Genomic DNA, 25,422 nt, shown 5'->3' on the forward strand with positions numbered 1-25,422 from the left:
GCACTCGTTAAAAACCAGAGAGAGCATCAACGATAGACCAAAATCGTTGACGTATGGTCAGGTTGGTCGAGCCAAGAGGGGATGGGAAGCGCTGTTCGCCTCACCGAGCGACGAAATCGCTCTATGCGTGTCCTGTGAGGGGAACCGATGATGGAACGAGCATCCTGTAAACGGGTGCCTTTGGCGTGGGCGGGAGCGGGATCCAGCCGGTGTCCTGGCCGGGTCAGCGGCGAGGAGAATGACCTTCTGTTTCGCACCCGGTTCACGACGCAGCGATCAATATGACGCGGGCAAGCGAGGATTTTGCCACAGCCGCCACGTCGGGTTTTCTCGTACGCGGTTCGGTGCTGCCGCCCTTGGAACCTGGAGCGTCACAGAGCCGGGGGGCCGGGGAGGAATACAGCCCCTCGGCTCCCAGGACGTGATCGACGTCGTACTGCAACAGGTGAGGACGGTTCTGACCTCTCAGGCCGGCATCCTAACAGCTATGAGGTGTCGTCTGCGCCGGCAAGGACTGACCACGGCGCATTGCCGGGGCGTCCGTCGGCTCCACGTTGTTTATCGGCTGGGTGGGCTTACTCGCTCCTGCCGTGTCCAGCCGGGAGGACCGGAGCGTGGCAGCGCTTCGGTTCTCGCAAAGGAGGGGGCGGGTGTTTGCCACCCATCTTGCAGCAGCCCGCTCGGAGGAGCGCCTAAGCGCTGTGAGGCCGGGGACGTTCCAAGACATCGGCGCTGCCCGCGGGCTTTTCAGGGGGCCGGGGAGAGCGCTCTTGTCCGAGCGAGTAAGTAAGAGTGCGACGATGGCCATGCCAATCAGGCAGCGGGTCGGGTCCGGCTCACTTCGGCCTCGGACGCGACCGCCGCGTGATGCTGCCTGATCCCCTCGACAAGACCGTCCAGCATGACGGCGGCCGCGGCGGGGTCCACGCCGAAGTCCGGCGCCATATCCAGCACCTGCGTTACGCGCGCGGCCCGGTCCGATACGCAAAGTCCCGTTGCCCCATGGACACCGTGAGGACTGCAATTCGGCAGTTTCAGACCCAACACGGGCACGAGTCCGGCGGCTTGGCCGGTCCAGAACAGGGCGTGATTAGGGGCGGGAGCGGGGTCTCGGCCTAGAAGACTGTCGAAAGCCGCTCGGCGGAAAAGCTCGCGGCGGATCGCGTCCGGATCGCGCGACCGTTCGGCAGCGGCGTCGAGGGCATTGCCATGGCATACTTCGCAGCTCGGAGCCTTGATATGATCGAGGAGGGTCTGCCCGCTCACCATGGCCCGCCGGGCGCCGTTCTCCCCGCGATCGAAGCGCTCGACGAGCAACACCAGGCGGTCCCCGAGGCATCGCAGCTCAAAACGGGGAACGTCGATGTGGCACAGCTGTGCAAGCCGGAGCCCCATGTATTCCGCCCGAAGGGCATCATGCGGGTCACGGCTCTTGCCGAACTTCGCGATGCAAGACCGACCCCCGATGTTCACAAGCGCCTTGGGGGATGTCCCGCCAATTGCCACGGCATGGACGAGCGGTTCAGCCAGATCCCCCGGCAAGGGCAGCCCCTGTTCGATACGACGAGCAGCATCGGCAAGGGCTTCCAGTTCTGCCCCGGGCGCGATCCGTGTCTCGAAGCTGGTTGCCGACGCCTGAAAGGACAATGCGCCGATCCCGTCGGTGCCGGCAAGCAACCCGTAGGCGATGTCGCCGATTTCATCCGCGCCCGCATCAGCATCGTGCTGCCCGAGTTGCAAGGCACGCGTGACGCGCCGGCCCCAGGCGCCGGGCAGGGCATCACGCAATGACCCGGTGAGACTAGTGCCTGAAAGGGACCGCATTCCCCGCGCCAAGGGCAGGTCAGGGCCGAGCGCGATGGCATTCGATCGCTCGAGGTAGTCCGACATATAGCCGAAATCATGCCGACCATCCGTGCCACGGTGCAGCCGTCCAGCAGGTACGGGCTGGGTCTCGCTTGGCAGCCAGACCCAGATGAAAGCCGAGGAGGCTTTGGACAACGCGTGGATGCGCGTGGTGGTCACCATCGATCTTTCGCAAACAGGCGCAGGGTGGGCGCCTTCTCAGCAATACCCCGGTTCGGGCCGAACGGCGACACCCGCGGCTAAGGCGATATGGGGGAACCCGTTGCCGCCAATTGAAGGTTGGCATATTATGCCAACATGGCTGCCGAGGAGAGATGCGTATGGCCACCCGGAATGTCGTGCTGACGCCTCAGCAGGACGAGTATGTTCAGACCCTCGTGGCCTCTGGCCGATATCAGAACGCCAGCGAGGCCCTTCGCGCGGGACTGCGGCTGCTGGAGGCCGAGGAGCGTCAAAGTGCTGCGCTGCAGGCTCAACTCAGCGCTGGCCTCGAAGAGGCCCTTTCTGGCAAACGCGCTCCCGGGTCGGGAGAGCAGGCTGTTCGCCGCGCTTTTGCGAAGGCCCGCCAGCGGCACGCTGAAGGATGAAAGCCTGGCGGCTGACGCCGCGCGCTGAACAGAGCTTGGTCGACATAGCGCTTTGGACGCTGGAGACGTTCGGGCCGCGTCAGGCAGATATCTACGAGACCGAACTGCTCGACAGATGCGCCGCTCTGGCGGCCGGGCGGGCTGCCAGCCGCGATTGCTCGAACCTTCTCAATCGCGACGACGACATCGGCTTGCGCTATGCGCGGGCGGGGGAGCATTTCCTGGTGTTCATCAACATGACCGATGAACTTGTCATCATCGACATTCTGCATGGACGCTGTGATCTGCCGGCGCGTATCGCGGCGATCCAAGCGCGGCAGTGAGCGGCGGTCGAGGCGTGTCTACACCAGGCTAAGCTAAGACACGGCGCATTTACTGCGCGGCTTATAGGTGGCCGCACTGCACAGAAGGCGGCCTATGCAAAATCGGATGACGGCGACTGGTCGACCAGCTCCTAGCTGCGATCTGACCACCATCGCGAACGTCTGCTCCGAGGTCCTATCAGTCGATGCTGCGCGGTAAGCGAATGTCTGCTTTTGGAGCGGCCGATACTGTGGCCCCCGTCGTGCGTCCGCAGGACGGAAAACTACCGCGCCCATCCTGGCGAGCCGGTCCTTCCACGCTGCTTGGACAGCCACTAACACAGGTCGGATGATGGCCCACCGCGCCATCGCCTTCGGCCCGACATGGCGTCAGGCGCAGGACACGGGGCCGACATGCTCCTGATCTCGATCTGGCCGATCTTCGCGCTGATCTGCCTCGGACATGCCCTTGTCCGCAGCGGATTTCCGGGGCCGGGCTTCTGGCCCATGGCGGATCGGCTGAACTACTTCCTGCTGTTCCCGGCGCTGCTCGTCTCCAGCCTCGCCGAAGCGCCCGTGGACGATCCCGGTCTCCTTCGGCTGGGCGGGGCCGCGATTGTAACGATCCTGATCGCTGCGGGCTTCGTGGCGCTGTTACCGCGTGTCCGCCCGCTGCCCGCCGCCCGCTTCGGCCCGGTCCTGCAAGGCGTGATCCGGTTCAACACTTATCTCGGCCTTTCCACCCTCGCGGTGCTGTCCGGCGCCCCGGCGATCGAGCGCGCGGCGATCTACCTCGCCATCGCGGTGCCGCTCGTGAACCTCCTGTCGATCCTCGCCTTGGGCGAAAAGGGCGGGTCGCTGTCGCTCGTGGCGCGCACGGTGCTGCGAAACCCGCTGATCCTCGCCTGCCTCGGCGGCTTCGGGCTGGCGCTGAGCGGGATCGGCCTGCCGCTCGGGACGGGCAACTTCGTGGCGCTGATGGGGCAGGCCAGCTTGCCGCTTGGGCTGCTCTGCGTCGGCGCGGCCCTGACGCCCACTTCGCTGCGCGGGGATTGGGCTGCCTTGGCGGGCATCGGCGCGGCGCGGCTGCTCGCCATGCCGGTCCTCGCCGGGGCGGTGGGCCATGCCTTCGGACTGTCCGAGGTCGAGATCATGGTGCTCGTCGTGTTCTCAGCGGTGCCCACAGCCCCGACCGCCTATGCGCTGACGCGCCAGATGAACGGGGACGCGACCCTGATGGCCGGCATCGTGACGACCCAGACGCTGGCGGTGATCGCGACCTTGCCGCTCGTGCTCCTGGTCATCGGGACGCGGTGAGGGGTGCGCCCCATCCTCGCCGTCATAAGCCCCCTGCGGGCCGGTCACCATCACGCCAACAAGCGCTTATAAGACAACCTTCACCACATTCTCCGATCAAAACTTGACGATCCACAGACCTTACCCAAAGAAGATCATCGACGCTGCAAAAACAACTTGAAGGCATCAAATGCCGTGGTTTCAGGGGGCACTGCGCCGATGCTGCTTGCGATGATCGAGGAGCGTCGGAACTACTCCAGTGATCGAAGCTGGCCCGGTGGATTGGGTGGATTGGGGCTTGCCGACATCTCTTCGGCATCTCATGGTCTCGCGGGCATCGTGCGGTGCGCTCTTCGTCTGCGAAATCGACCACAACATGATGACCTCGTTCTTCGCCATCAGCGTCAAGACACAGCGCCTCGTGCTGCTCATCAAGCACGGGGCCTACTGCTGGGATTTCCATGCTGAAAACTCTCACGCGCCTGTTCACGCATAAGCTAGTGCCGAGAACCCTGATCTGCCGCCGATCTTCAAGTTTGAAGAACTATGTTGTGGGCGAAGCTTCTTGCCAAAAGGCCTTATCCCGGCTGGCAGCTCCGAAAACCGAAGATGGCCACCATTCAGAATGCCAGGTCATTTTCGAGCACGAACCCACGAACCGGCTCGACCGCAAGGCAGTGAAGGCTACCGCATCGGGACAGCCCATCGGATACCTTCCGAGGCATTTGGCTGATGACTTCCATGCCGCAATGAGGGCAAACGGCACTGTGAGAGCGGTCGCGGATGGGAAGATATGCGGTGGCAGGCTGCACCTTGGAACTGGCGAGAAACAGAATTCCCGGGTCAAGGTTTTCATGAAATGGTCCCTGGAAGGGGAAGTCCGTTGAGTGCCACCGCTACGTCGACTGATCGGCGGCAGATGCAAGCGAATATGCTTCCAAACTGCATCCGAAACGGCCTCGTGCAGACAGCGAGGCGCAGAGGAAATGATTGAAACGGGCAGGGTCGCATTTATTGCCGGGGCTTCCATCGCCGTAGGAGGAATAATCGTCTATCTGGGCGGTCTCGGCATGACATGTCCGTTCGCCTTGATGGCTATCGGGCCGCTCCTGGTGACAGGCTTCCATCTATCTTTGCAACCTCTGTTTCGAGGCCATCGGACGCAGCCCTACAGGCCACCTGTTGTCTTCGCGGGTGCGATCGTCTTTCCTGTCCTGGGGGCCGCGATCTTGCATTGGCGCCTCTGCGACCCGCTGATTGCCATGACCCTGCTGACGTTAGGGCCTGCTATCGCCTTGGGACAAAGCTGGAGCCAAGATGAAGGATGACCGCTGACCGACCATTACCCGCCGATCAAACTGCGACCAGGGAAGCTGCGATTGAAGTAGCCGAATGTATCGCCGAAACCCTCGATCTGTCGCTGAGCGATCGCCTCTATGTCGCTCTGGCCTTGGAAGCGAGCGCAGGAAAAGCCAGTTCAAATCCTGAATATGCCCTCTTGGCATGCATGGTGGCTTCGCAGATGAGGGAAGAAAGCTGACGACCGGACGGCTCTGGAGGCCATCGCGTGCTGCGCTTTCGATTGACGTCCTCGACCGCCCCCGCGCCGATCGGGTCTGGCCGATCACGGTGCTGAACTGTCCGTGGCGCTGCCTTCTGTTTTCGAGGGGCGGGAGCTGTGAAAGCGTCGAGGGCGACGATAGTTGAGGACTGACATGCCGCCCATTACAGACCGTAGCGCTCCAGTATTTTTGCGATCTGCCGGTCCTGCTCGGCATCCGGCAGCAGGGCAGGCTGCCGGCTCGCGCCGACCGATGGGTCGCGCAGCCACAGGGCACGCTTCACCAGTGCCGGGGGGTAGCCAAGCCCATAGAGATCTTTGCGAAAAGCAGAAAAGCGCTCCTGCGCCGCTTCTGCCGCCGCGTCATCGCCTGCATTGAAAGCGGTCAGGATCTTCGCCAGCGTGTCCGGCATCACGTTGCCCAGACCCGAAATGCACCCCGCCGCGCCTTCTGCGAGGGCCCAGTGAACGAGGTGGTCGGGGCCGGAATAGACCTCGAACCCCGGATGCTCGCGCGACACGGCAAGATACTCCTCCAGCGTCTGTTGCGCGCCACCGGAGTCCTTGATTCCTGCGATGTTGCCGTGCTTGGCCAGTTGCCGCGCAGTGTCAGGCTCGATGTGGTTCTGGGTGCGGGCCGGGATGTCGTAGAGATATACCGGGGTCTGCACGGCATCGGCCACGGTCGAGAAATGCCGCACCAGACCGTCCTGGGTACAGGCGATGAAGTAGGGCGTGATGACAGCGATGCCATCGACGCCGATCCGGTCGACCTCGCGCGCCAGGAGCGTGGTCTCGAAGGTGGCGGGGGTGCCGGCGTTGACGATCACCCGGGCGCGGCCGGCGACCTCGTCGACCACCTCGGCGCAGAGCCTGACTTTCTCGTCGAAAGTCAGCGCGGTGAAGTCGCCATTGGTGCCGGCGCACATGATGTTGTTGCCGGCGGCAACCTGCCGGCGCACCTGGGCGCGCGTGGCCGCGAAATCGATTGTCTCGTCGTCGCGGAAGCAGGTGACGAGCGCGACATAGGCGTGGCGGGTCTTCGTCATGCCGCTTCCTCCGCGCGGGCGGCGCCGGTCATCCGCGCCGCGTAATCCAGCGCCGACAGCATGTTGCCATGGTTGGCCCGTCCGGTGCCGGCGATATCGAAGGCGGTGCCATGGTCGACCGAGCAGCGGTCGATCGGAAGCCCGAGCGAAACGTTGACCGCAGTGTCGAAGGCCACGAGTTTGATCGGGATGTGGCCCTGATCGTGATACTGCGCCACGACAAGATCGAACCCGCCCTGATAGGCGCGATGGTAAACCGTGTCGGCCGAGATCGGGCCCTGCACGTCGATCCCCTCGGCCCGGGCCTGTGCCACCGCCGGTGCGATGGCGTCGTCGTCCTCGCGGCCGAACAGGCCGTTCTCGCCGCAATGCGGGTTGATGCCGGCGACCGCGATGCGCGGCGCCTCGATCCCCATGCGACGCAAATGCCGGTGCCCCGTGCGGATGGTCTCGAGCACCCGCTCGGTGGTGGCGCGGCCGATCGCGTCCTTGAGGGAGACATGGGTCGAGACATGCACCACGCTGAGCCGCTCGGAGGCCAGCAGCATCCAGGAGGATTTAGATCCGGTGAGGTGCGCGAGCATGCCAGTATGACCGTCATAGTGATGCCCGGCCGCGTTCAGCGCCTCCTTGTTGATTGGCGCCGTGACAATGCAAGCGGCCTCGCCGGCCTCGGCCATTCGCACTGCCCGCTCGATGTAGCGAAAGGCAGCCTCGCCGCAGGCCGGGTCGAGGACGCCGAACCGTCCCGGCAGGCCTTTGATCGGAACATGCGCAACACGAATGCCGTCCTCGGTCGAGCCAGGCTCTACAATCGGAAGGCCGAGGCCGCAGATCCCGACCGCGCGCTGAAGCGTGTCGCGGTCGCCGACGACGATGGTCGACCGACGCAGTGCTTCCGGGCGGTCGGCCAGGGCCTTGACGGTTACCTCTGCGCCAACCCCGGAAGGGTCGCCCATCGTGATTACGATCGGTCGGGTCATCGCCGTCTCCATTGGCCAGATGCTGTCGAGTCAGTTCGTAGCGCGCAGATTACCAGTTTGCAACATGTCAGAAGAACACCCTTCCATGATAATCGGTTTCTCAACAAACTACGGCCTTGAGGGGCATCGATTGGTATGTAAATATGTAATGTAAATCGAGGAGCCGTATGCCGCACTGCCTGATCATTGCAGACGATCTGACCGGAGCGCTCGACTCTGCGGTGGCATTCGCAGGACCCGATCGCCGTGTCCTGGTGGCGCGCCGTCTGACTGCCTTGCCGGATGTGCTGCGAGAGGCGCCGGACGTCGTGGCCATAAACACGCAAAGCCGGGAGATCCCGGTCGAGGCCGCCGCCGCGCAGATCGATGAGGTTCTACGCATGCTCGACCCCGCGCCCTTACCGGTGGTGATGAAGAAAGTGGATTCACGGCTCAAGGGCAACGTCGCCATTGAGACGGCGGCTTTGGCACGCGCGCTGCCGGATTGGCCGATCATCGCAATCCCGGCGATCCCGGACATGGGGCGAATTCAGCGAGACGGCACTCTCAGCGGAGACGGCATCGCCGAGCCGATCGCGATCGCCGACCGGTTCGGGCACCCCGTCGAGGCGCCGGATGCGCTGGAACAGGATGCCTTGGACAGCGTCGTCGCGGCCCGGCGGGAGCCGGCGCTGTGGGTGGGCGCGCGCGGCCTCGCAGCGGCGTTGGCCCGGAAGGATGCAAGGGGCCCGAACAAGGTCCCGCCAGCGCTGGAAGCGCCCCTGGTAATCGCGAGCGGCTCGCGCGACCCGGTGACGCTGGCGCAACTTGCGCAACTCCGCGAGCTGGGACCCGTCATCGAGGCGCCGGATGGCCGGCTCCGGACGAACATTCCTGAAGGCCGCCTCGCCGTGGTGACGATCAGCGAGGGCGGCGGCGGGCTGGATGGTGCGACTGTCGGGGGCCGCTTCGCAGATGGACTGGCGCTGGAATTGACTCACCGGCGTCCGGCCAGCCTGTTGGTGACAGGGGGTGAGACGGCCAACCAGCTTCTGGACCGACTGGGCATCGATACCGTAGAAGTCCTGGCGGAGTTTCGACCCGGGGTGCCGCTGTGTCGGATTGAGGCACCGTGGGGGCCGGTTCGGCTTCTGACGAAATCGGGCGGCTTCGGTGGCCCCGGCCTGTTGCGCGAAATTGCGGACGGGCTGCGCGAGACATGCGACGGAGACGGGCTATGACGGATGTTAACGGGGTGGAAGCGGGCCGCAGCGGCCCGCGCGGGCGTCCGTCTCTGGCTGAAAAGGTGCATGAATCCCTGCATTCGCGCATCATGCGCGGGGACTACGGCCCCAACGAGAAGCTACCCGCGGAAAAGGAACTGTCGGTCCAGTTCGGCGTCTCGCGTCCCGTGCTACGGCTGGCGCTCGAGCAGCTGCGCGAGGAGGGGCTGATCTATTCGCGGCAGGGGGCGGGCAATTTCGTCCGGGTCAAGCGCGAGCCGGCGCTCGGTTACACCCCGGTCGAGACCATTGCCGACATCCAGCGCTGCTACGAATTCCGCCTGACCATCGAGACCGACGCCGTGGCTCTGGCGGCGCAGCGGCGCAACGCAGCGGCACTCGACGAGATGGAGCGCGCGCTGCATCTTCTCTCCGATGCCACCGGCTCTCGGCTGCACCGCGAGGACGCCGATTTCGCGTTTCACCTTGCCATCGCGAAGGCTTCGAACAACCGCTACTACGAAGAGACGCTGAAGGCGCTCCGCGACCACATCCATGTCGGGATGAAACTGCACGGCGAGTCGCTGATGTCCGATGGCGCCTGGGCGCTGGAGGAGGTCTTTGCCGAGCACAAGGCGATCTGCGACGCGGTGCGCGACCGCAACCCGGAGGCCGCGCGTGAGGCGATGCGGCTGCATGTCACCCATTCGCGCGACCGGTTGTTCGGCGGCGGCACGCTCGACCTGTCCCTCTGAGCCTTGAGGTCGACGGCCGCCCTACAGGGCGGCCTCGTAGATCTCCTGGACCTGCGCCACCGACATCTCGCGCGGGTTGTTGTCCATCAGCCGTCGGATCGCATGGGCCTCTTCCGCCCATTCGGCCAGCGCGTCGCGCTTCGCTCCGTGGGCCGACAGGCGCATCTCGACGCCAAGCCTCTGGCAGAACCCGTGTGCTGCATCGAGGAGCCGGGTCGGGCGACCGCGGCCCTCCAAGCCAAGCGCTTCGGCCACTTCGGCGGTTTTCTCGGGGCGCACCGGCTGATTGAAAGCCAGCACATGCGGAAAGATGATGGCGTTGGCGAGACCGTGCGGCAGCCCAAGCCGGGTGCCGAGTGGATAGGCCAGCGCATGGCCTGCGGCGGTGTTGACCGGACCGAGGCAAATCCCGCCGTAATAGGATGCCAGCATCATCCCGGCGCGCGCTTCGGTGTCGGTGCCGTCGGCCACCGCTCGGGCGAGGTAGCGCCCGACCAGCCCGATGCCGAGCCGGGCATAGCCATCGACCAGGTCGTGGGCCCGGATGTTGGTGAAGGCCTCGACGCAATGCGCCATGGCATCGATCCCGGTCGCGGCGGTCACCGCCGGAGGCACCGAATGGGTCAGCTCAGGGTCCAGAATCGCGATGTCGGCCAGCAGGTGCGGGCTTTCCACCGCAATCTTGGCCTTGGTCTCAGGGTCGGTGACCAGCGCGCGGATGCCGGCCTCGGAGCCGGTGCCTGCGGTGGTCGGCACCTGCGCGAGGCGGCTACGACGTCCGGCGACCTTGTTCGGGCCCGCCACCGCGCGCAGATCCTGCTCGCCGTCCCACAGCGCCGCCACAAGCTTGGCCACATCGAGCACCGAACCACCGCCGAGGCCGACCACGAGATCGGGGCGATGCGCCCGCGCCACCTCGAGCACCGCCTCGAAGGCGGGCAGGTCGGGTTCTGGCGGGACGTCATCGATGACACGCAGCGCACCGGGCAGGCTAAGCCGTTCGACATAGCCCGCGGTGGGGCCGCTGGCGATCACGAGGACGCGCTCTGCGTCCGCCGCCCAATCGCCAAGCTTGCCGCTGGCGCCTGCGCCGATTTCGAGCTGGCGCGGCTGGAAGAGGGTAATCGGCCTGTCCATCCCGTTCATGACGGCATTCCTTTCATTCGGCCGCGCCCATGGCGCGGTGGGTCACTGGGTGAGCGCGGCAATCGTGCCGGCGTCGAGCCGGACATGCTTGATCGCGCGACGATGCAGGGTGAAGGCGATGTCGAGGCCGCCATCGGGGCGCGGCAACAGCGCCGGGTAGGACAGCTCCTTGTTGCGGCCATCGAGCGAGTCGTTCGACAGGCAGGTGCCTGGGCCGTCCTCGACCACATGCCGCACCGGGAAGCTCCGGCCACCATCGGCCGAGAGGCACAGCGTCAGCGGCGCCCGCTCGACGCCCCAGATCGGGCGACAGCCATCCTGCGCCTCGGGGCGGTCATCGGCGGCATCGAGTTCGTCGTAGAGCGAGGCGCGGCGCGAGTCCGACATTGCGGCAGAGACCGGGTTGCACAGCAGCGCCACCCGCCCGTCATGCAGCGCCGCGGCGGCGATCGAGCTGTTGTTGTTGGGCAGGTCGGTGGGAGCAGGGGTGCTCCAGCTGCGCCCGCCGTCGCGGCTTTCCGAGCGATGGACGGCATCGGCCTGACGGCGACGGTAGAAGGCAGCAAGATCGTCGCTGCCAAGCGGCACGGGCGTCATGTGGACCGAGCCCACAGAATCCGGCACCGGCTCGACGCGCCAGCTGTCGCCTCCATCAGTGCTGACCGCGACGGCGGCGGTATCGTGGGCGCCGGTCCAGCGGATGCCGGGGCGGGCGTTGCACAGGAACAGCGGCAGCAGCCAGGCGCCGTCGTCGCGGATCACGGGGGCCGCACGGATGAAGGTGCCAGGCGGCAGCCCGGTGTCGCGCGCCGACCCTGAGACCAGGCGGTTGCCCTCGCGCCGCAGCGGCCGAACGAAGACCCGGGCCTCGTCCTGGTTGCCGGCGGGCTGGGCCGTGTTGAACAGCCAGATCTCGCCCCCCGGCGCGCAGAAGATCACTGGATTCTGCTCGGAGCGGTCCGGGTCGTCCGTGAGCTGGCTGGCAGGACCCCAGCTCCTCGCCCCCTCATCGAGGATCGCGGCATGGACCGAGATATCGGATTTGCCCTCCAACGAGCCGCCAAACCAGGCACAGGCCAGCGCCCCGTCTGGCAGGCGGGCAAGAAAGGCGGCATGATTCTGCACCATGGGCGAGGGCAGGATCGCTTCGGCGCCGCCCGCGCGGGGCTGCAGGGCCCCGGTCATCCGGGCCGCAATCTCGTCAGGTGTCATCTTGTCTCCTCCGGGCCTGCATTTGGCCCTGAAATGGGGTCCATCAGATCCACTTGTCAAGTTGAATAGTTTGCCGCGCTATTACCACACAGCGCTGCGCTCCATGTTTTTGCTCTGTTTAACAATGCATTATAGGAGTTTCTTTCTGGGAATGACTGCCTCTTGATAATCCCGTTTGACACGAGGTTGCAACTTTACCAATATGCCAGACATTGGCGTTGAGGGACTCATGCAGGATCACGCGGCAGACATCACCAGTTCGGGCGGCATCGCAGCCGGCGCGGCAGTGGGCATGGCGGCCAGCGCGGCGGCATTGGCAGCGGCCGACGCAGCACTGGTGCGCGCCGTGGCGGACGAGATGCACCCCTTTGCCATCGGATTCTTCCGCAGCGCATTCGGCGTTGGCTTCCTGGCGCCCTGGATCATCGGCCGAGGCGGTCTCGGCCTTTCCCGCTATCGCGCGCTGCACCTGCTGCGGGCGGTGATCAAGCTGTTGTCGCTGGTGGCTTTCTATGCCGCCTTCGCAAGCGCGGAGTTGGCGGATGCGACGGCGGTGATGTTCACCGCACCGCTGTTTTTGACCCTGGGCGCCTGGATCTGGCTCGGCGAACGGCTGGACGCGCTGCGGATCGTCGGGATCGCCACCGGTTTCACCGGGGCGCTGATCCTGATCGCGCCGGGGAGCGACGCGGTGTCGCCGGCGCTGCTCTTCGCCCTGGCCGGGGCGGCACTAATCGCGGTGGCGCAGCTGATGCTGAAAGCGATGTCGGCGCATGACGACACGGGCACGCTGGTCGCCTGGAACCTGGTGGTAACGGTACCGCTCGCGGCCATTCCGGCCGCCATGGTCTGGACCACGCCGTCGCCCGAAGTGTTGGGTCTGCTGGCACTGCAAGGCGTGCTGGGCGCGGCCAACATGGCCCTGATGACGCGCGCCTTCGGATTGGCCGACGCATCGCTGCTGGCGCCGGTGGATTTCCTGCGACTACCGATGGTTGCTGCAATTGGATACCTGGCTTTCGGCGAAAGCCCCGGTCCCGCGACCTGGATCGGAGCAGCGGTCATCCTGAGCGGCACCCTCGTGGTCACCGCCGGCGGACGACTGAGAACGCATCGGGCGCGGTTGCCGGCGCAAGGCAAGTAACCCGCCACAATTCTTCATGGGAGGAGAGAACATGACACCAAGATCGCTGATCACCGGCCTGCTACTGGCCAGCGCCGCAGCCGTGCCCGGCCTGGCGCAGGAAGGGCGGGACGTCACCATTGTGCTGGGCGAGGAGGTCGACCTGGTCGAGCCCTGCATGGCAACCCGCTCCAATATTGGCCGCATTGTGCTGCAGAACATCTCTGAGACTCTGACCGAGCTCGACGTGCGCGGCGACGGCGGCGTGATGCCGCGTCTCGCCGAGAGCTGGGAGCAGGTCGATGACAACACATGGCGCTTCAACCTGCGCCAGGGCGTCGCCTTCTCGGACGGATCGGCTTTCGACGCCGAGGATGTGAAACACAGCTTCGAGCGGGCGCAGAGCCCCGAGATCACCTGCGAGATCTCCCGTTACTACGAGGGGATCGAGATCACGCCCACCGTGGTCGACGCCCATACCATCGACTTCCGCACCGAGCCGGCACAGCCGATCCTGCCGCTGATGCTGTCGCTGCTGACCATCGTGCCCTCTGAAACGCCGATGGAGTTCACCCGCGAGCCGATCGGCACCGGGCCCTATGCGCTGGCCGAGTGGAACCCGGGCCAGAACATCCGGCTCGAGCGCCGCGACGACTATTGGGGCGAGCAGCCCGAGGTGACCGGCGCCAACTATCTCTTCCGCACTGACGAAGCGGTACGCGCGGCGATGGTGCAGGCGGGCGAGGCCGACATCGCGCCCTCGATCTCGGCGATCGAGGCGACCGACCCGGCGATGGACAAGCCCTACCCGAACTCGGAGACCACCTATCTGCGCATCGACCATTCGGTCGCGCCGCTCGACGACATCCGGGTGCGGCAGGCGCTGAACCTGGCGGTGGACCGCGAGGCCTTCATCGGCACCATTCTCGCCGAGGGCACCGAGATCGCCACCGCGATCGTGCCGCCGACCACCATCGGCTGGAACTCCGAGATCACCCCGCCGCCCTACGATCTCGAGCGGGCGCGGGCCCTGCTCGAAGAGGCCAAGGCTGACGGCGTGCCGGTCGATAGCGAAATCCTACTGGTCGGCCGCACCGGCAACTTCCCGGGCGCCACCGAACTCTACGAGGCGCTGCAGGCGATGCTGTCCGAGGCCGGCTTCAACATCCGGCTGCAGATGGTCGAGGTGGCCGAGCACGAGCAGTACTACTCCAAGCCCTATGTCGACGATCGCGGGCCGATCCTGGTCGGTGCGCAGCACGACAACTCGCGCGGTGACCCGGTCTTCTCGATGTTCTTCAAGTACGACTCGGAAGGCCGCCAGTCCGGCATCGCCGACGCGCGTGCGGACGAACTGATCGCCGCGGCCACCGCCGCGACCGGCGACGAGCGGGAGCAGCTCTGGTCCGAGCTCTTCGCCTACCTCCACGACGAGGTGGTGGCCGACGTCCTGCTGTTCCACATGGTAGGCTTCGCTCGGGTCGGCCCCGAGGTCGAGTTCGAGCCGACCATCGCCACCAACAGCCAGCTTCAGCTGGCCGAAATCGGCCTGAAGTGAGCCAGACGGCCCGTGCGCTGCAAGGCGCACGGGCCAATTCCAAGGGAGGACCGCCATGCAGCGGATGATTGGAAAACGCGCCGTCTCGAGCCTGATTTCGCTGGTCGGGCTCGTGGTGCTCGTCTTCTTCCTGTCGCGATTGACCGGCGATCCGGCGGCCCTCTATCTGCCGATCGACGCCTCGGAGGAGATGCGTCAGAACTTTCGCGAGATTCATGGGCTGAACGACCCGCTGCTGGTCCAATTCGGCCGTTACATCGGTGACCTGGCGGTGCTCGATTTCGGCGAGAGCATCCGCAAGGCGCGACCGGCAATCGAGGTGGTGCTCGAGGGCTTCGCGTGGACACTGCAACTGGCCCTGATCACCATGACGCTCGTCACCTTGGCCGCTGTCGTGCTCGGCTCGCTGGCGGCATTCCGCGTCGGATCACTGTTCGACCGGCTGGCCTCGATGCTGTCGTTGATCGGCGCCTCGGCGCCGGATTTCTGGATCGCCATCGTCGCCATCGTCGTCTTCTCGGTGGGGCTGGGCTGGGTCCCAACCTCGGGCACCGGCACGGTCTGGCACTGGATCCTGCCGATCGCGGTGCTGTTCATCCGCCCCTTCGGGCTAATCGTCCAGGTGGTGCGCGGCGCGATGCTCACAGCACTCGGCTCGGCCTATGTGAAGACCGCCCGTGCCAAGGGCGTGCGCAACCGGCCGATCATCTTCGTGCACACGCTGCGCAACGCCATGCTGCCGGTGATCACCGTGATCGGCGACCAGGCCGCCGCGCTTTTGAACGGCGCCGTGGTGGTCGAGACCATCTTCGGGTTCCCAGGCGTCGGCAAGCTGATGATCGACTCGATCCTGCAGCGCGACTTCAACGTGATCCTCGCAGCGATCATGGTCACGGCGTTGGCCATCTTCGTCATGAACCTGCTGATCGACATCGCATACGCGCTGCTCGATCCGCGCATCCGCACCTGAAGGAGCGCGCGACATGTCCGACACCACGACCGTTCCCGTCCCCCCGAAGCCTGCCGCGATGAGAGAGCGTCCCGCCCTGCTGCGCCTCGCCTCGATGCTCTGGGCCGACAAGTTCGCATTCGCTGCCGCGCTACTGCTGCTGGCCATGATCGGCTGCGCCCTTGTCGGGCCATGGCTCATGGGCGATGCCGCAGGGGGCCAGAACCTGCGGGCGCGCAACGCACCGCCCTTCGATCTGTCGCGCGGCTGGCTATACGTGCTGGGCGGCGACGCGCTCGGTCGGCCACTGCTGGCCCGGATCGTGGTCGCCGCGCAGAACACCCTGCTGATCGCCGCCGGGGCGGTCGCCTGCTCGATGATCATCGGCACCACTCTCGGGCTGGTCGCCGGCTATCGCGGCGGCTGGACCGGCGAGGTGATCATGCGACTGGCCGACGTGATCATGTCCTTCCCGTCGCTGCTGCTGGCGGTGATCGTGCTCTACATGCTGGCGCCCTCGGTCGCCAATCTCGTGCTGGTGCTGGCGATCACCCGGATCCCGATCTACCTGCGGACCACCCGCGCCGAGGTGCTCGAGGTGCGCGAACGGATGTTCGTACAGGCGGCGATCGTGATGGGGGCCTCGACGCCGCGGATCGTGTTCCGGCACATCCTGCCGGTGATCCTGCCGACGCTGCTGACCATCGCCACCCTCGACTTCGCCTTCGTGATGCTGGCCGAGAGCGCGCTGTCCTTCCTCGGCATCGGCATCCAGGCGCCCGAGATCACCTGGGGCCTGATGGTGAGCCAGGGCCGGCAATACCTGACCTCGGCCTGGTGGCTGGCTTTCTGGCCAGGCCTCGCGATCATCCTGACTACCATGTCCCTCAACCTGCTCTCGGGCTGGATGCGGGTCGCGCTCGACCCGACCCAGCGCTGGCGGCTCGAAATCGGAGGCAAGCGCAATGGCTGAGCACCTTCTCGAACTGCGCGACCTCTCGGTGCGCTTCCACACCGCGCGCGGCCTGGTGCAGGCGGTGCAGGGGGTGTCGTGGCACCTCGACCGCGGTGAGACGCTGGCGATCCTCGGCGAAAGCGGCTCGGGCAAGTCGGTTTCGGCCTCGGCGGTGATGAACCTGATCGACTGCCCGCCCGGCGAGATCACCTCGGGCCAGATCCTGTTCGAGGGACGTGACCTGCTCACGCTCAATGAGGAGGCGCGGCGAGAGATCAATGGCCGCCGCATCGCGATGATCTTCCAGGACCCCCTGAGTCATCTGAACCCGGTCTACCCGGTCGGCTGGCAAATCGCCGAGACCGCGACGGCGCATGGCACCCCGGCGCAGGAGGCGCGGGCACGGGCGCGTGAGCTGATCGCACGGGTCGGCATCCCCGATCCCGATGCGGCAATGCGCAAATATCCACACCAGTTCTCGGGCGGGCAGCGGCAGCGATTGATGATCGCGATGGCGCTGGCGCTCAAGCCCGACATTCTGATCGCCGATGAGCCGACCACCGCGCTCGACGTGACGGTGCAGGCCGAGGTTCTGTCGCTGCTCGGGGAGCTGCAGCGCGAGACCGGAATGGGGCTGTTACTGATCACCCACGATCTCGGCGTGGTGGCCGAGATTGCCGACCGGGCGGTGGTGATGGAAGGCGGCCGCATCGTCGAGGCTGGCACGCCGTACGACCTCTATCACAACGCCACCCATCCCTATACGCGCAAACTGATTTCGGCGGCCCCCGGGCGCGGCGAAATGCGGGCCGACCGGGCGCCGGTGACGCCGCTTTTGTCCTGCCGCGGTCTACGCAAGGAATATGGCAGCTTCACCGCGCTGAAGGGCGCCGAGTTCGACGTGATGCCGGGTGAATGCCTTGCCGTTGTGGGCGAGAGCGGTTCCGGCAAGTCGACCGTGGCGCGGCTGGTGCTTCGACTTGAAGAGGCCAGCGGCGGCCAGGCGCTGTGGAAAGGCGAGGATCTGCTGACCAAGACCCCGCGCGAGATGGCGAAGGTACGGCGGCAGCTGCAGATGGTGTTTCAGGACCCGACCCAGTCGCTCAACCCCCGCATGTCGGTCTATGAAATCATCTCCGAGGCTTGGGCGATCCACCGGGACGTTCTGCCAAAATCTCGCTGGCGGGGGAGGGTGCAGGAACTGTTGGAGCAGGTGGGCCTCAAGCCCGAGCATGCCGACCGCTACCCGCACCAGTTCTCTGGCGGCCAGCGGCAGCGCATTGCCATCGCCCGGGCGCTGGCGCTCGAGCCCGAGTTGATCATCTGCGACGAGGCGGTGAGCGCGCTCGACGTGTCGATCCAGGCGCAGGTGATCCAGCTGCTCGGACGTCTGCGTGACGAGCTCGGCATCGCCTTCGTGTTCATCGCCCACGACCTGCCGGTGGTGCGCGACTTCGCTGACCGGGTGTTGGTGATGCAGAAGGGCGAGATCGTCGAGCAGGGCAGCGTGCGTCAGATCTTCGACGCCCCGCGCGAGCCCTATACCCAGCGCCTGCTGGCCGCCGGGCTTGACCCCGACCCGGAGGTGCAGGCCCGCCGCCGCGCCGAGCGCCTCGCGCTGCAGGCCTGATCCGATCCCCGAAGACATTTCTCCCGAGACAGCAAGGACCCCCATGACCGAGATGCTGCGCTATTTCCGCTGGTCGTTTCTGGTGACGATCGTCGGCCTCGTGGCCGCCTTCTGGCTCGGGCTACGCTACGAGGGCAGCCTCGGGGGTGCGCTGTCCTTCCTGCTGGTGGGTGCCGTGCTGGCGGTTCTGGAGATCTCGCTCTCGTTCGACAACGCGATCGTCAACGCCAACAAGCTGCGTGACATGAGCCCTGTCTGGCGTCAGCGCTTCCTGACATGGGGCATCCTGATCGCGGTGTTCGGCATGCGGATCGTCTTTCCGCTCGCCGTGGTGGCGGTCGCGGCGCGTGTTGGACCCTTCGAGGCGGTACGCCTCGCGGCGACCGAGCCCGACACCTATGCGCGGCTGATGAATGAGAGCCACCTGTCGATCGCGGCCTTCGGCGGCACCTTCCTGATGATGGTGGCACTAAGCTTCTTCATGGACGAGGCCAAGGAGATCGACTGGCTGCGTGGAATCGAGCACCGGCTGCGCCGGATGGGCACGATCAAGGGCGTGACCTACGGGCTGGTGCTCGCGGTGGTGCTGGGCTTCGGGCTGGCGCTGGTCCCGGCCGAGCAGGCGGTGTTCTTCAAATCGGCGATCATGGGCCTTGTGGTGTTCATGCTGGTCGAAACGCTGAGCCACGTGCTCGACGCCGAGAGCGAAATGCAGAGCGCCGCGCGCGCCGGGGGCCTCGGCGCCTTCCTCTATCTCGAGGTGCTCGACGCCAGCTTCTCCTTCGACGGGGTCATCGGCGCCTTTGCCCTGACCCAGAACCTGTTCCTGATCGCCATCGGGCTCGGGATCGGGGCGATGTATGTGCGCTCGATGACCATCATGCTCGTTGAGAAGCGGACCCTGAGCCAATTCCGCTACCTCGAGCATGGCGCGTTCTACTCGATCCTCGCGCTGGCGGTGATCATGTTCGCGCAGAGCCTTGTCCATGTGCCAGAGGTGATTACGGGGCTGCTCGGCGCGATGATCATCGGGCTATCGCTGCTGTCTTCGGTCAGGTTCAATCGGCGCCTGACGCCATAGAGAACGAGATCTCAGTGCAGGGAGGCCCACATGCATTAGCCGGGCGAGTTCGATACCCGTTGGCGGAAGCCCAGGACGGGTTTCCGGCAACGGGTGTCATCTCTCGAAAGCCAAGAGCTGCGCCAGCCGAAGAAAACAGCCATTCGCTGCAATGGTCACGAACGATCGAAATGCGCAGGAAGCCGACTTTTCAAAGTCGTGGCCTTTGAGCGGCAGGTTCGGACGCTACCGGCCTGAAGCGGACACTCGACATCCTCAAAGGCAACGTCCGCTTCGCACCCCAAGCCGGTCATTCCAGGCCGCCACAGCCGATTCCAAAAGCCGCAATTCGTTCGAACGCACTGAACCGACTACTATTGGAAGCGCGGCTGTTGGTGCGAAAACATCAAAGTTGACGATGTCTGGTCGCGCCGACATGAATTGAGATAGAAGGTAGGCCAGTTAACAATCGGTCCGCGTCAATTCAACCGGGTCCCCGCGAACGCCCGTTTCGCTTGACCACGCGGGCGATCGTTTGCACATCAGTGGGATGGCAGAAGCAGAAAATAGCTCCGACACTGAACATGGCTCAAGCCCGGCATCGCGCGGCGCGGCAGGCGCCTACATTGAGGGCGAGCTTGGGGCTTTATATCTGCTCGCGCTTCTGACCGGCAACCGGGCGCCGGGGCTGCCGTCCGCGCGCGTCACGAGCGTGCGCTTCCAAGGCGTTGAGCAAGGGTTCAAGCTCGACGACCTCATCGTCATGGGCGTCGGCGCCAGCGGTGATACGCTACTCGAAATCCAGTCGAAGCGCGATATCCAGTTCTCGCCGAAGGACCCGGTCTACAAGGATGTCGCACTACAGATAGCCAGCAGCACGATCGGGGGCGTCCCGGCGGAGCGCCATCTGTTCGGGATTGCCACGCAGCGGACCAGCCGCAAGATATCGGGTGCATATCAAGACGTGCTGGGCTGGGCGCGCGGCGCGGCAACAGCGGACGAGTTTTTCACCCGTCTGAAGGCCACGGGCGTGGCGAACGATGACATGCGCAAGTTCGTCGAGACGACGCGCGAGCATCTTGCCGCAGGCGGCGTCGCCGACGAAAATGAGACGATCTGGCGACTGCTGCGCCGGATATTGATCCTCGAATTCGATTTCGAGGCGAGCGCGCCAATCGCTCGCACCTACGGCTTGGCGCTCGCGCGGATGGCGCTGGCGGACGAGGAGGTCGCGCGCGCCGAGGCATTGTGGAGCCGCCTCGTCGATCTCTCGATCCAGACCGGCACGCGGGGCGGCGAGATCAATACCGCTGCACTCAAAACCAACCTCGCCGAGGCCGATTTCAAGCTGGCTGGCGAACGCGAATACGGCCCGACCCGCGAGCGGCTCGCCGAGCTCGCGCAAAACACGCTCTCGCATATCGGGACGAGCGTCGCGGGCGTGATGCTGCCGCGGCTGGCAGCGGTCGCGGCGCTCGACGATGCTGCCGAGACGCAGCGCTTCATCGTCGTGCACGGCGATACCGGCGTCGGCAAATCCTGGGTGCTGCGCAACTATGCCGAGCGGGTCGCCGCGCGCGCTCCGATCATCTTCCTCGACCGTGAGGCGACGCCGCCAGGCGGCTGGCTGTCTTTGGCCAGCGCACTCGGCATTCCCGGAACCGCCAACGCTTTCTTGACTGATCTGGCCGTGAGCGGCGGCGCATACCTCTTCCTCGATGGTATCGACATGGTCGACGATGCGGGGCGCCAGCGCACGATCAGCGAGCTGCTGCGGGCCGTCTGCGCCATTCCCGGCTTCAAGGTGATCGCGACCGCGCGGCGGACCGGCGCCAGGAGCGCCATTCCATGGCTCGACGACCGGATCTCGACCGAGCTGGGTGGGATGCACGCGGTCGAGGTCGGAGCGCTATCGGACGAGGAAGTCGCGATCCTGACCGATCAGGCGCCCGAGTTGCGGATGCTGCTCGATGTCGGCCATCCCGCAGCGCAACTCGCGCGCAATCTCTACCGTTTGTCGCGACTGCTGCGCGAACCGAGCGCCGCTTCGGTAAGGACTGAGGCCGGGCTCGCGCAGCTTTGGTGGATCAGCGCCGATGGCGCACCGACGGCCGAAGTGCGTGCAGCGCAGCGAATCCTCAAGGCGCTGGCAACCGCCGCGCTCAAGGGCGACGCCGGAATCGATCTCGACGAGGATTCGTCCGCGCGAAACCATCTGCTCGGTGCTCAGTCGCTCCGCGAGGTCAGGCCCGACCGGCTCGATTTCGATCACGACGTGCTGCGCGACTGGGCGATCGGGAATTACCTCGCCGAAGACCCGTCCCGCCTTGCAGGGTTCAACCTGGGCGGACCCGTGTCGCCGCGCGTCGCCCGCGGTATCGAGATCGCCGCGCGGCTCGTGCTCGAGACTGGCAAGGATGCGAGTGCTTGGCACGATCTGCTCGCGCACCTGTCGCCTCCGAGCGCGCACAGTTCTTGGCGCCGACAAGCGATCCTCGCGTTGGTCAGGTCCGAAGTCGCGACCGATCTGCTCGAAAAGTCGAGCGCCTCGCTGCTCGCAGAGGGCGGGGCACTCTTGACCGAGCTGTCAACGACTTTCGTCGCGGTCGAGACGCAGGCGGCAGCCGACATCATCACATTGCCCGATGGATCGAAGGTCAACCTCCCGCGCTCGTTTCGGACCGACGTGACGGGATCGTCGGTCCTGGTGCTGCGCTGGATACATGATCACGCCGCCGAAGTGCCAATGTCGGCGATCGACGCCGTGGTCGAGCTGGTCGAGATACAAATCTTCTTCCTCAAGATGCTCCCGTCGCTTGCCGAGCGAACGGCGCGGCTACTGTTCGACTGGCTGTGCCAGCTCGATCTGCGCAACATGCCGGTCACGATCCCCGGGATTGAGGGACACGCGCGCTGGTCAGGCGACGCGCGGCAGACGATCAAAAAGCTCCGGCAAATGGCGATGCTGCTCGGGTCCTTCGCGCCCGATGCCCTCAAGGCCTATCTCACCGCAATCACGGGCGACGGCGACCATCACAAGATGAAGGAATTGCGCCAGTTTTCGAGCGTGATCGCTCCCGTCGCGCCAGCCGAACTGGCGGTGATGGTCCAAGCGAGCTTGAGCGAGAATACTCGCGGGCGGGCTCGAAGGGACCGCGTGATGCGGGACGCCTTTAGCTTTGCCGATAGCGACTATCTGCCGCCATCGCCCGCGCAGCCGCCGTTTCTCGACCTGCTGAACGCGGCACCGGCCGAAGGATTGGGGCTGATTCGGGGACTGGTCGATGAAGCGATAGCATTCCACACCGATGGGCGCGAGCCAGACGAAGACGTCATCACCGTCGACTTTGGCGAGGGGCCGCGTCTATTCCCCTGGGGTTGGACCTATGGCTGGTCGCGAGGTCGCGGCAACGAATATGCGGTCGCTTCCGGGCTGCTCGCGCTCGAGGCATGGAGCCAGAAGCGGCTCGATGACGGCGATCCGGTCGAGGCCGTGCTCGCCGACATATTGGGCCCGGAAGGCAGCGCGGCTACCTATCTTCTCATCGCGATCGATGTGCTGCTGTCGCACGGCAGTGTCGCGCGCGTAGCGCTCGCACCGTTTCTCGCGAGCCCGAAGCTCCTTGCCAACGATCGCACCCGGCAGATTCATGACCAGATGGGGTCGGAGCTGGATGCGCTGAGATTGAGGGACGAGCCGAAGGGTCCGGTGTGCATGGCCGATCTGAAAGCACGACCCTCGCGCGGCTATTCGCTGATCGACACCTTGCCAAACTTTCTGGTCGACGAGCCGGTCGGCAATGCGTTGCGGACAGCTCTCGCGACGGCGGTCGAGACGCTCGAGCCTTATGCTGCGCATGCGACGTTGAGCGACCCTGAGTTCGTCGGCCGCCATGCACTCAACGTCCTCACCATGGCGAACTGGTTCAAGCGAGAAGACGGCTACCTCGAATACCGGTCGCCGCCGGAGGAGGCCGCGCATTTCGCGGCGCTCGAAGCCAAGCGCGATGTGTCGGTTAAGGCGAGCGAGATGGAAGCGCGCATTTCGATGGCGGTCGATGGCGGGACTTATGCGACAGCTGAAACCGCAAGCGACGCCGTCACCTATGCCGAGGGCGGGGTGCCCGACGGCAGCGATACCGACGTGCTCAAGTCACGCGCGACGCGGCTAATAACGACGGCGCTACTGGTCGCGCGCGACGGTGACGACGCGCTGCTGGCAGCGCAAGAAGCTTGGGTGCGGAAAGTGATCGGGATCGCGCTCGAGGAGGAATCTGATTGCGGCGGCGGGTCGCGCGATACTCTGCTCTACAACCGCCCGGCGATCGCGATCCTCGCACTGATCCATCTCTGGGCGCGGCTGAGGAAAACCGCGGATCGCGATGCGCTGATCGCGCTTGCGACACGCCAGGATCGGGTGGCAGCCACCGCGGTAGCAGCGGCTGTCCCACGCATCTTGGAGACCGAGCCGCGTCTCTTCAAGGCGATGATGCGGGCGGCCTTCTCCAGCATGACATATCGTTGGAAGAGCTACGAACCGGAAGACGAGGCGCCGCAGGCTGCGTTCGAAGCGGAGCGTGCCACCCAGACCGACGCAGCGGTTGCGAGCGAGCTTGCTTGGCTTGATGGCGGCGTGGAACCGGATTGGCCCACATGGCCCGAGGAGCGACCGAGCCTGCGCACGGCCAGACGAATTCGGTTGCCGGGACCAGTCACGCCCGAAGAGTTCGAGGCCGATGGCGGGCTGGAGACGGCGATCGACCCTTCGGCAGAATTCCTTCACACCGATCACCAGGCGGGGGCCCGTTGGCTGGCAATCATCCAGTTGGCGCCTGCGAACGCGATCGGCTGGCGGCAGGAGATCGTCTCGGCTTATGCTGAATGGACAGGCCGCATGAATGGGCTGGGCCATGCGGCCGATGCCGAGATCAGCCGCGAGTCTACTGACTGGAATTCGCAATATTACGCGTTGTATGCCGAGCGGCTGCTCGACGGAGACGATGCGGCGTTCGCCGCCGATCTGCCGTTCGTGACCGACCTGCCCGACGCACCGTTTGCCGAGGTCGCGCAGACGGTCCAGCACGCCGCTGACGTGCTCTACTTCAACCACACCAGCCGCGCGCCGGAACGACCGGTGGCGCTCCGCGAAAAGCTTGTCACGCGGCTGATGACGCTTAGCCAGTGGCAGAGCATCCGCGACCCAGGCAAAGCTCGGATCGACCTGGAAAGCGGTGGCGTCATCGGGCAAATGCTGTTCAACACCTATGCGCCGATCACCGGGACGCGCAGCTATCTATTGCCGACCGTGTTCGACCGGGTTGATCCGTTTCTGCCTATACTCCGCCCAATGTTGCCTGGGGGGCCAACGGTGTTCGTCGCGCGCTGCACGATGAACCTGCTGCTGGTCGCGCCGCGCTCGCGCCATCTTGGTTTTCTGTTGGACGCAGTCGAAGCTTGGTTCGGTCGCACGGCGTTACCGGAGTTGTGGATCGCGGTGGGCGTCGGCGGCCGCGTCATGCAATGGTTTGAGGCGTGCGTTGTCGAAGATCCGGGATTGCTCGAACCTGGGCACCCGGCGCGCACGCGGATCGATCGGGTGTTGGGCCGGTTGGTGGCGGTTGGTGTCGCCGAGGCGCATGATCTGGAGCGGCGCGTTACAGCGGCGGCCGAAGCCCAGGCGGTCGCGCCCGTGCGTGGCAAGCCTGGCTGAGGCTTGGGGCGGGGCACACCCCTCATCAGGGGTAGGACAAGATCGTCGGGCTCACCTCAGAGAGTTTGTCCATCTCTTCCAGGATCGGGTTGGGCGCAAAGTAGCATGCTGACGCCGAGTGACAGTCGGGTGACTAAGTCCGCTTTGGTCGATTGGGCAACGGTGGCTGCCATTATCCTCTCGGCCCCAAAGCGGCCGTCCGTCGACACCGCAGCGAGCGACCGGAATCCGCCCTTCGTGCCCTGAGCATCGATCAATGCTGCGCCATACTCGAACGTCGTGGAAGGGCTGAATCTTGGCTTTTGCTGCATCGTCCATGAAGGTCCGGTTGGAGCCGAAGTTCCTTCTTTCTTACATAATGAGCATTACACGTGCGAACTGCGTGTAGCAGCAAAGCTAAAGTGTCACCCATGAGCAATGCAGAAGTGTCACTCTCGCCTGCACCGAGCACAGGCAGAGAGACCGAGCATGGGATGGG

The 25,422-nt window shown here is 65.3% G+C and carries 20 protein-coding genes; 15 read left to right on the plus strand and 5 right to left on the minus strand.

What is annotated here, in order from left to right; all coding sequences use genetic code 11:
• Positions 1-813: 813 nt before the first annotated feature.
• Positions 814-2,025, minus strand: a complete 1,212-nt coding sequence (locus FHS00_RS15005; RefSeq protein ID WP_183474901.1) for a HipA domain-containing protein — start codon at positions 2,023-2,025, stop codon at positions 814-816.
• A 161-nt stretch (positions 2,026-2,186) separates the two neighbouring features.
• On the opposite strand from FHS00_RS15005, the gene FHS00_RS15010 reads away from it, so the two are divergent.
• From FHS00_RS15010 to FHS00_RS15030, 6 genes are all read left to right on the plus strand, one after another.
• Positions 2,187-2,453, plus strand: a complete 267-nt coding sequence (locus FHS00_RS15010) for a type II toxin-antitoxin system ParD family antitoxin (RefSeq protein WP_183474902.1) — start codon at positions 2,187-2,189, stop codon at positions 2,451-2,453.
• Complete coding sequence (locus FHS00_RS15015; protein WP_183474903.1) at positions 2,450-2,776, plus strand: type II toxin-antitoxin system RelE/ParE family toxin; 327 nt, start codon at positions 2,450-2,452, stop codon at positions 2,774-2,776. The genes FHS00_RS15010 and FHS00_RS15015 overlap by 4 nt, the downstream gene beginning before the upstream one ends.
• 393 nt (positions 2,777-3,169) lie before the next feature.
• Complete coding sequence (locus FHS00_RS15020; protein WP_183474904.1) at positions 3,170-4,072, plus strand: AEC family transporter; 903 nt, start codon at positions 3,170-3,172, stop codon at positions 4,070-4,072.
• A 238-nt stretch (positions 4,073-4,310) separates the two neighbouring features.
• Positions 4,311-4,547, plus strand: coding sequence for a hypothetical protein (locus FHS00_RS15025; RefSeq protein WP_183474905.1), 237 nt, complete (start codon positions 4,311-4,313; stop codon positions 4,545-4,547).
• Positions 4,513-4,938, plus strand: coding sequence for an HIRAN domain-containing protein (locus FHS00_RS17990; RefSeq protein WP_425486049.1), 426 nt, complete (start codon positions 4,513-4,515; stop codon positions 4,936-4,938). Before FHS00_RS15025 ends, FHS00_RS17990 begins: the two co-directional genes overlap by 35 nt.
• Positions 4,939-5,375: 437 nt before the next feature.
• Positions 5,376-5,591 carry a hypothetical protein gene (locus FHS00_RS15030; protein WP_183474906.1) on the plus strand — a complete coding sequence of 72 codons (216 nt, stop codon included), beginning with the start codon at positions 5,376-5,378 and terminating at the stop codon, positions 5,589-5,591.
• Positions 5,592-5,776: 185 nt separating this feature from the next.
• Here FHS00_RS15030 and FHS00_RS15035 read toward each other — a convergent pair whose 3' ends face one another.
• Together FHS00_RS15035 and pdxA are read right to left on the minus strand one after the other, a co-directional pair.
• A complete protein-coding gene (locus FHS00_RS15035; protein ID WP_183474907.1) occupies positions 5,777-6,661 on the minus strand; it encodes a dihydrodipicolinate synthase family protein in 885 nt (294 codons plus the stop codon).
• A complete protein-coding gene (gene pdxA / locus FHS00_RS15040; protein ID WP_183474908.1) occupies positions 6,658-7,644 on the minus strand; it encodes a 4-hydroxythreonine-4-phosphate dehydrogenase PdxA in 987 nt (328 codons plus the stop codon). The genes FHS00_RS15035 and pdxA overlap by 4 nt, the downstream gene beginning before the upstream one ends.
• 167 nt (positions 7,645-7,811) lie before the next feature.
• Between pdxA and FHS00_RS15045 the strand changes: the two genes are divergently transcribed.
• Together FHS00_RS15045 and FHS00_RS15050 are read left to right on the plus strand one after the other, a co-directional pair.
• Positions 7,812-8,864, plus strand: coding sequence for a four-carbon acid sugar kinase family protein (locus tag FHS00_RS15045; RefSeq protein WP_183474909.1), 1,053 nt, complete (start codon positions 7,812-7,814; stop codon positions 8,862-8,864).
• A complete protein-coding gene (locus tag FHS00_RS15050) occupies positions 8,861-9,601 on the plus strand; it encodes a FadR/GntR family transcriptional regulator (RefSeq protein ID WP_183474910.1) in 741 nt (246 codons plus the stop codon). Before FHS00_RS15045 ends, FHS00_RS15050 begins: the two co-directional genes overlap by 4 nt.
• A 21-nt stretch (positions 9,602-9,622) precedes the next feature.
• Here FHS00_RS15050 and FHS00_RS15055 read toward each other — a convergent pair whose 3' ends face one another.
• Together FHS00_RS15055 and FHS00_RS15060 are read right to left on the minus strand one after the other, a co-directional pair.
• Positions 9,623-10,747, minus strand: coding sequence for an iron-containing alcohol dehydrogenase (locus tag FHS00_RS15055; protein ID WP_183474911.1), 1,125 nt, complete (start codon positions 10,745-10,747; stop codon positions 9,623-9,625).
• Between the two features lie 42 nt (positions 10,748-10,789).
• The gene (locus FHS00_RS15060) at positions 10,790-11,959 is read right to left on the minus strand and encodes a sialidase family protein (protein ID WP_183474912.1); all 1,170 of its coding nucleotides are present in this window, start codon (positions 11,957-11,959) and stop codon (positions 10,790-10,792) included.
• 229 nt (positions 11,960-12,188) lie between these two features.
• Between FHS00_RS15060 and FHS00_RS15065 the strand changes: the two genes are divergently transcribed.
• The 7 genes from FHS00_RS15065 (at position 12,189) to FHS00_RS15095 (ending at position 24,944) form a co-directional block, all read left to right on the plus strand.
• Positions 12,189-13,103, plus strand: coding sequence for a DMT family transporter (locus FHS00_RS15065; RefSeq protein WP_183474913.1), 915 nt, complete (start codon positions 12,189-12,191; stop codon positions 13,101-13,103).
• A gap of 31 nt (positions 13,104-13,134) precedes the next feature.
• Positions 13,135-14,640: an ABC transporter substrate-binding protein gene (locus FHS00_RS15070; protein ID WP_183474914.1), complete on the plus strand. Its 1,506-nt coding sequence runs from the start codon at positions 13,135-13,137 to the stop codon at positions 14,638-14,640.
• A gap of 55 nt (positions 14,641-14,695) precedes the next feature.
• Positions 14,696-15,610 carry an ABC transporter permease gene (locus tag FHS00_RS15075; RefSeq protein ID WP_183474915.1) on the plus strand — a complete coding sequence of 305 codons (915 nt, stop codon included), beginning with the start codon at positions 14,696-14,698 and terminating at the stop codon, positions 15,608-15,610.
• A gap of 13 nt (positions 15,611-15,623) precedes the next feature.
• On the plus strand, positions 15,624-16,562 hold the full coding sequence (locus tag FHS00_RS15080; RefSeq protein ID WP_183474916.1) for an ABC transporter permease: 939 nt from the start codon (positions 15,624-15,626) through the stop codon (positions 16,560-16,562).
• Positions 16,555-18,174: an ABC transporter ATP-binding protein gene (locus FHS00_RS15085; protein ID WP_183474917.1), complete on the plus strand. Its 1,620-nt coding sequence runs from the start codon at positions 16,555-16,557 to the stop codon at positions 18,172-18,174. The genes FHS00_RS15080 and FHS00_RS15085 overlap by 8 nt, the downstream gene beginning before the upstream one ends.
• 43 nt (positions 18,175-18,217) lie before the next feature.
• Positions 18,218-19,255: a DUF475 domain-containing protein gene (locus FHS00_RS15090; protein ID WP_221188860.1), complete on the plus strand. Its 1,038-nt coding sequence runs from the start codon at positions 18,218-18,220 to the stop codon at positions 19,253-19,255.
• 529 nt (positions 19,256-19,784) lie between these two features.
• Positions 19,785-24,944, plus strand: a complete 5,160-nt coding sequence (locus FHS00_RS15095; protein ID WP_183474918.1) for an ATP-binding protein — start codon at positions 19,785-19,787, stop codon at positions 24,942-24,944.
• The last annotated feature ends 478 nt before the right edge of the window (positions 24,945-25,422 follow it).

Source organism: Limimaricola variabilis, from assembly GCF_014195545.1.
Taxonomy (GTDB): domain Bacteria; phylum Pseudomonadota; class Alphaproteobacteria; order Rhodobacterales; family Rhodobacteraceae; genus Limimaricola; species Limimaricola variabilis.

Bases quoted from the DNA above. Each gene is read 5' to 3' on its own strand.
- FHS00_RS15010 (WP_183474902.1), top strand. From the start codon at position 2,187: ATGGCCACCCGGAATGTCGTGCTGACGCCTCAGCAGGACGAGTATGTT.
- FHS00_RS15015 (WP_183474903.1), top strand. From the start codon at position 2,450: ATGAAAGCCTGGCGGCTGACGCCGCGCGCTGAACAGAGCTTGGTCGAC.
- FHS00_RS15020 (WP_183474904.1), top strand. From the start codon at position 3,170: ATGCTCCTGATCTCGATCTGGCCGATCTTCGCGCTGATCTGCCTCGGA.
- FHS00_RS17990 (WP_425486049.1), top strand. From the start codon at position 4,513: ATGCTGAAAACTCTCACGCGCCTGTTCACGCATAAGCTAGTGCCGAGA.
- FHS00_RS15030 (WP_183474906.1), top strand. From the start codon at position 5,376: ATGACCGCTGACCGACCATTACCCGCCGATCAAACTGCGACCAGGGAA.
- FHS00_RS15035 (WP_183474907.1), bottom strand. From the start codon at position 6,661: ATGACGAAGACCCGCCACGCCTATGTCGCGCTCGTCACCTGCTTCCGC.
- pdxA (WP_183474908.1), bottom strand. From the start codon at position 7,644: ATGACCCGACCGATCGTAATCACGATGGGCGACCCTTCCGGGGTTGGC.
- FHS00_RS15045 (WP_183474909.1), top strand. From the start codon at position 7,812: ATGCCGCACTGCCTGATCATTGCAGACGATCTGACCGGAGCGCTCGAC.
- FHS00_RS15050 (WP_183474910.1), top strand. From the start codon at position 8,861: ATGACGGATGTTAACGGGGTGGAAGCGGGCCGCAGCGGCCCGCGCGGG.
- FHS00_RS15055 (WP_183474911.1), bottom strand. From the start codon at position 10,747: ATGAACGGGATGGACAGGCCGATTACCCTCTTCCAGCCGCGCCAGCTC.
- FHS00_RS15060 (WP_183474912.1), bottom strand. From the start codon at position 11,959: ATGACACCTGACGAGATTGCGGCCCGGATGACCGGGGCCCTGCAGCCC.
- FHS00_RS15065 (WP_183474913.1), top strand. From the start codon at position 12,189: ATGCAGGATCACGCGGCAGACATCACCAGTTCGGGCGGCATCGCAGCC.
- FHS00_RS15070 (WP_183474914.1), top strand. From the start codon at position 13,135: ATGACACCAAGATCGCTGATCACCGGCCTGCTACTGGCCAGCGCCGCA.
- FHS00_RS15075 (WP_183474915.1), top strand. From the start codon at position 14,696: ATGCAGCGGATGATTGGAAAACGCGCCGTCTCGAGCCTGATTTCGCTG.
- FHS00_RS15080 (WP_183474916.1), top strand. From the start codon at position 15,624: ATGTCCGACACCACGACCGTTCCCGTCCCCCCGAAGCCTGCCGCGATG.
- FHS00_RS15085 (WP_183474917.1), top strand. From the start codon at position 16,555: ATGGCTGAGCACCTTCTCGAACTGCGCGACCTCTCGGTGCGCTTCCAC.
- FHS00_RS15090 (WP_221188860.1), top strand. From the start codon at position 18,218: ATGACCGAGATGCTGCGCTATTTCCGCTGGTCGTTTCTGGTGACGATC.
- FHS00_RS15095 (WP_183474918.1), top strand. From the start codon at position 19,785: ATGGCAGAAGCAGAAAATAGCTCCGACACTGAACATGGCTCAAGCCCG.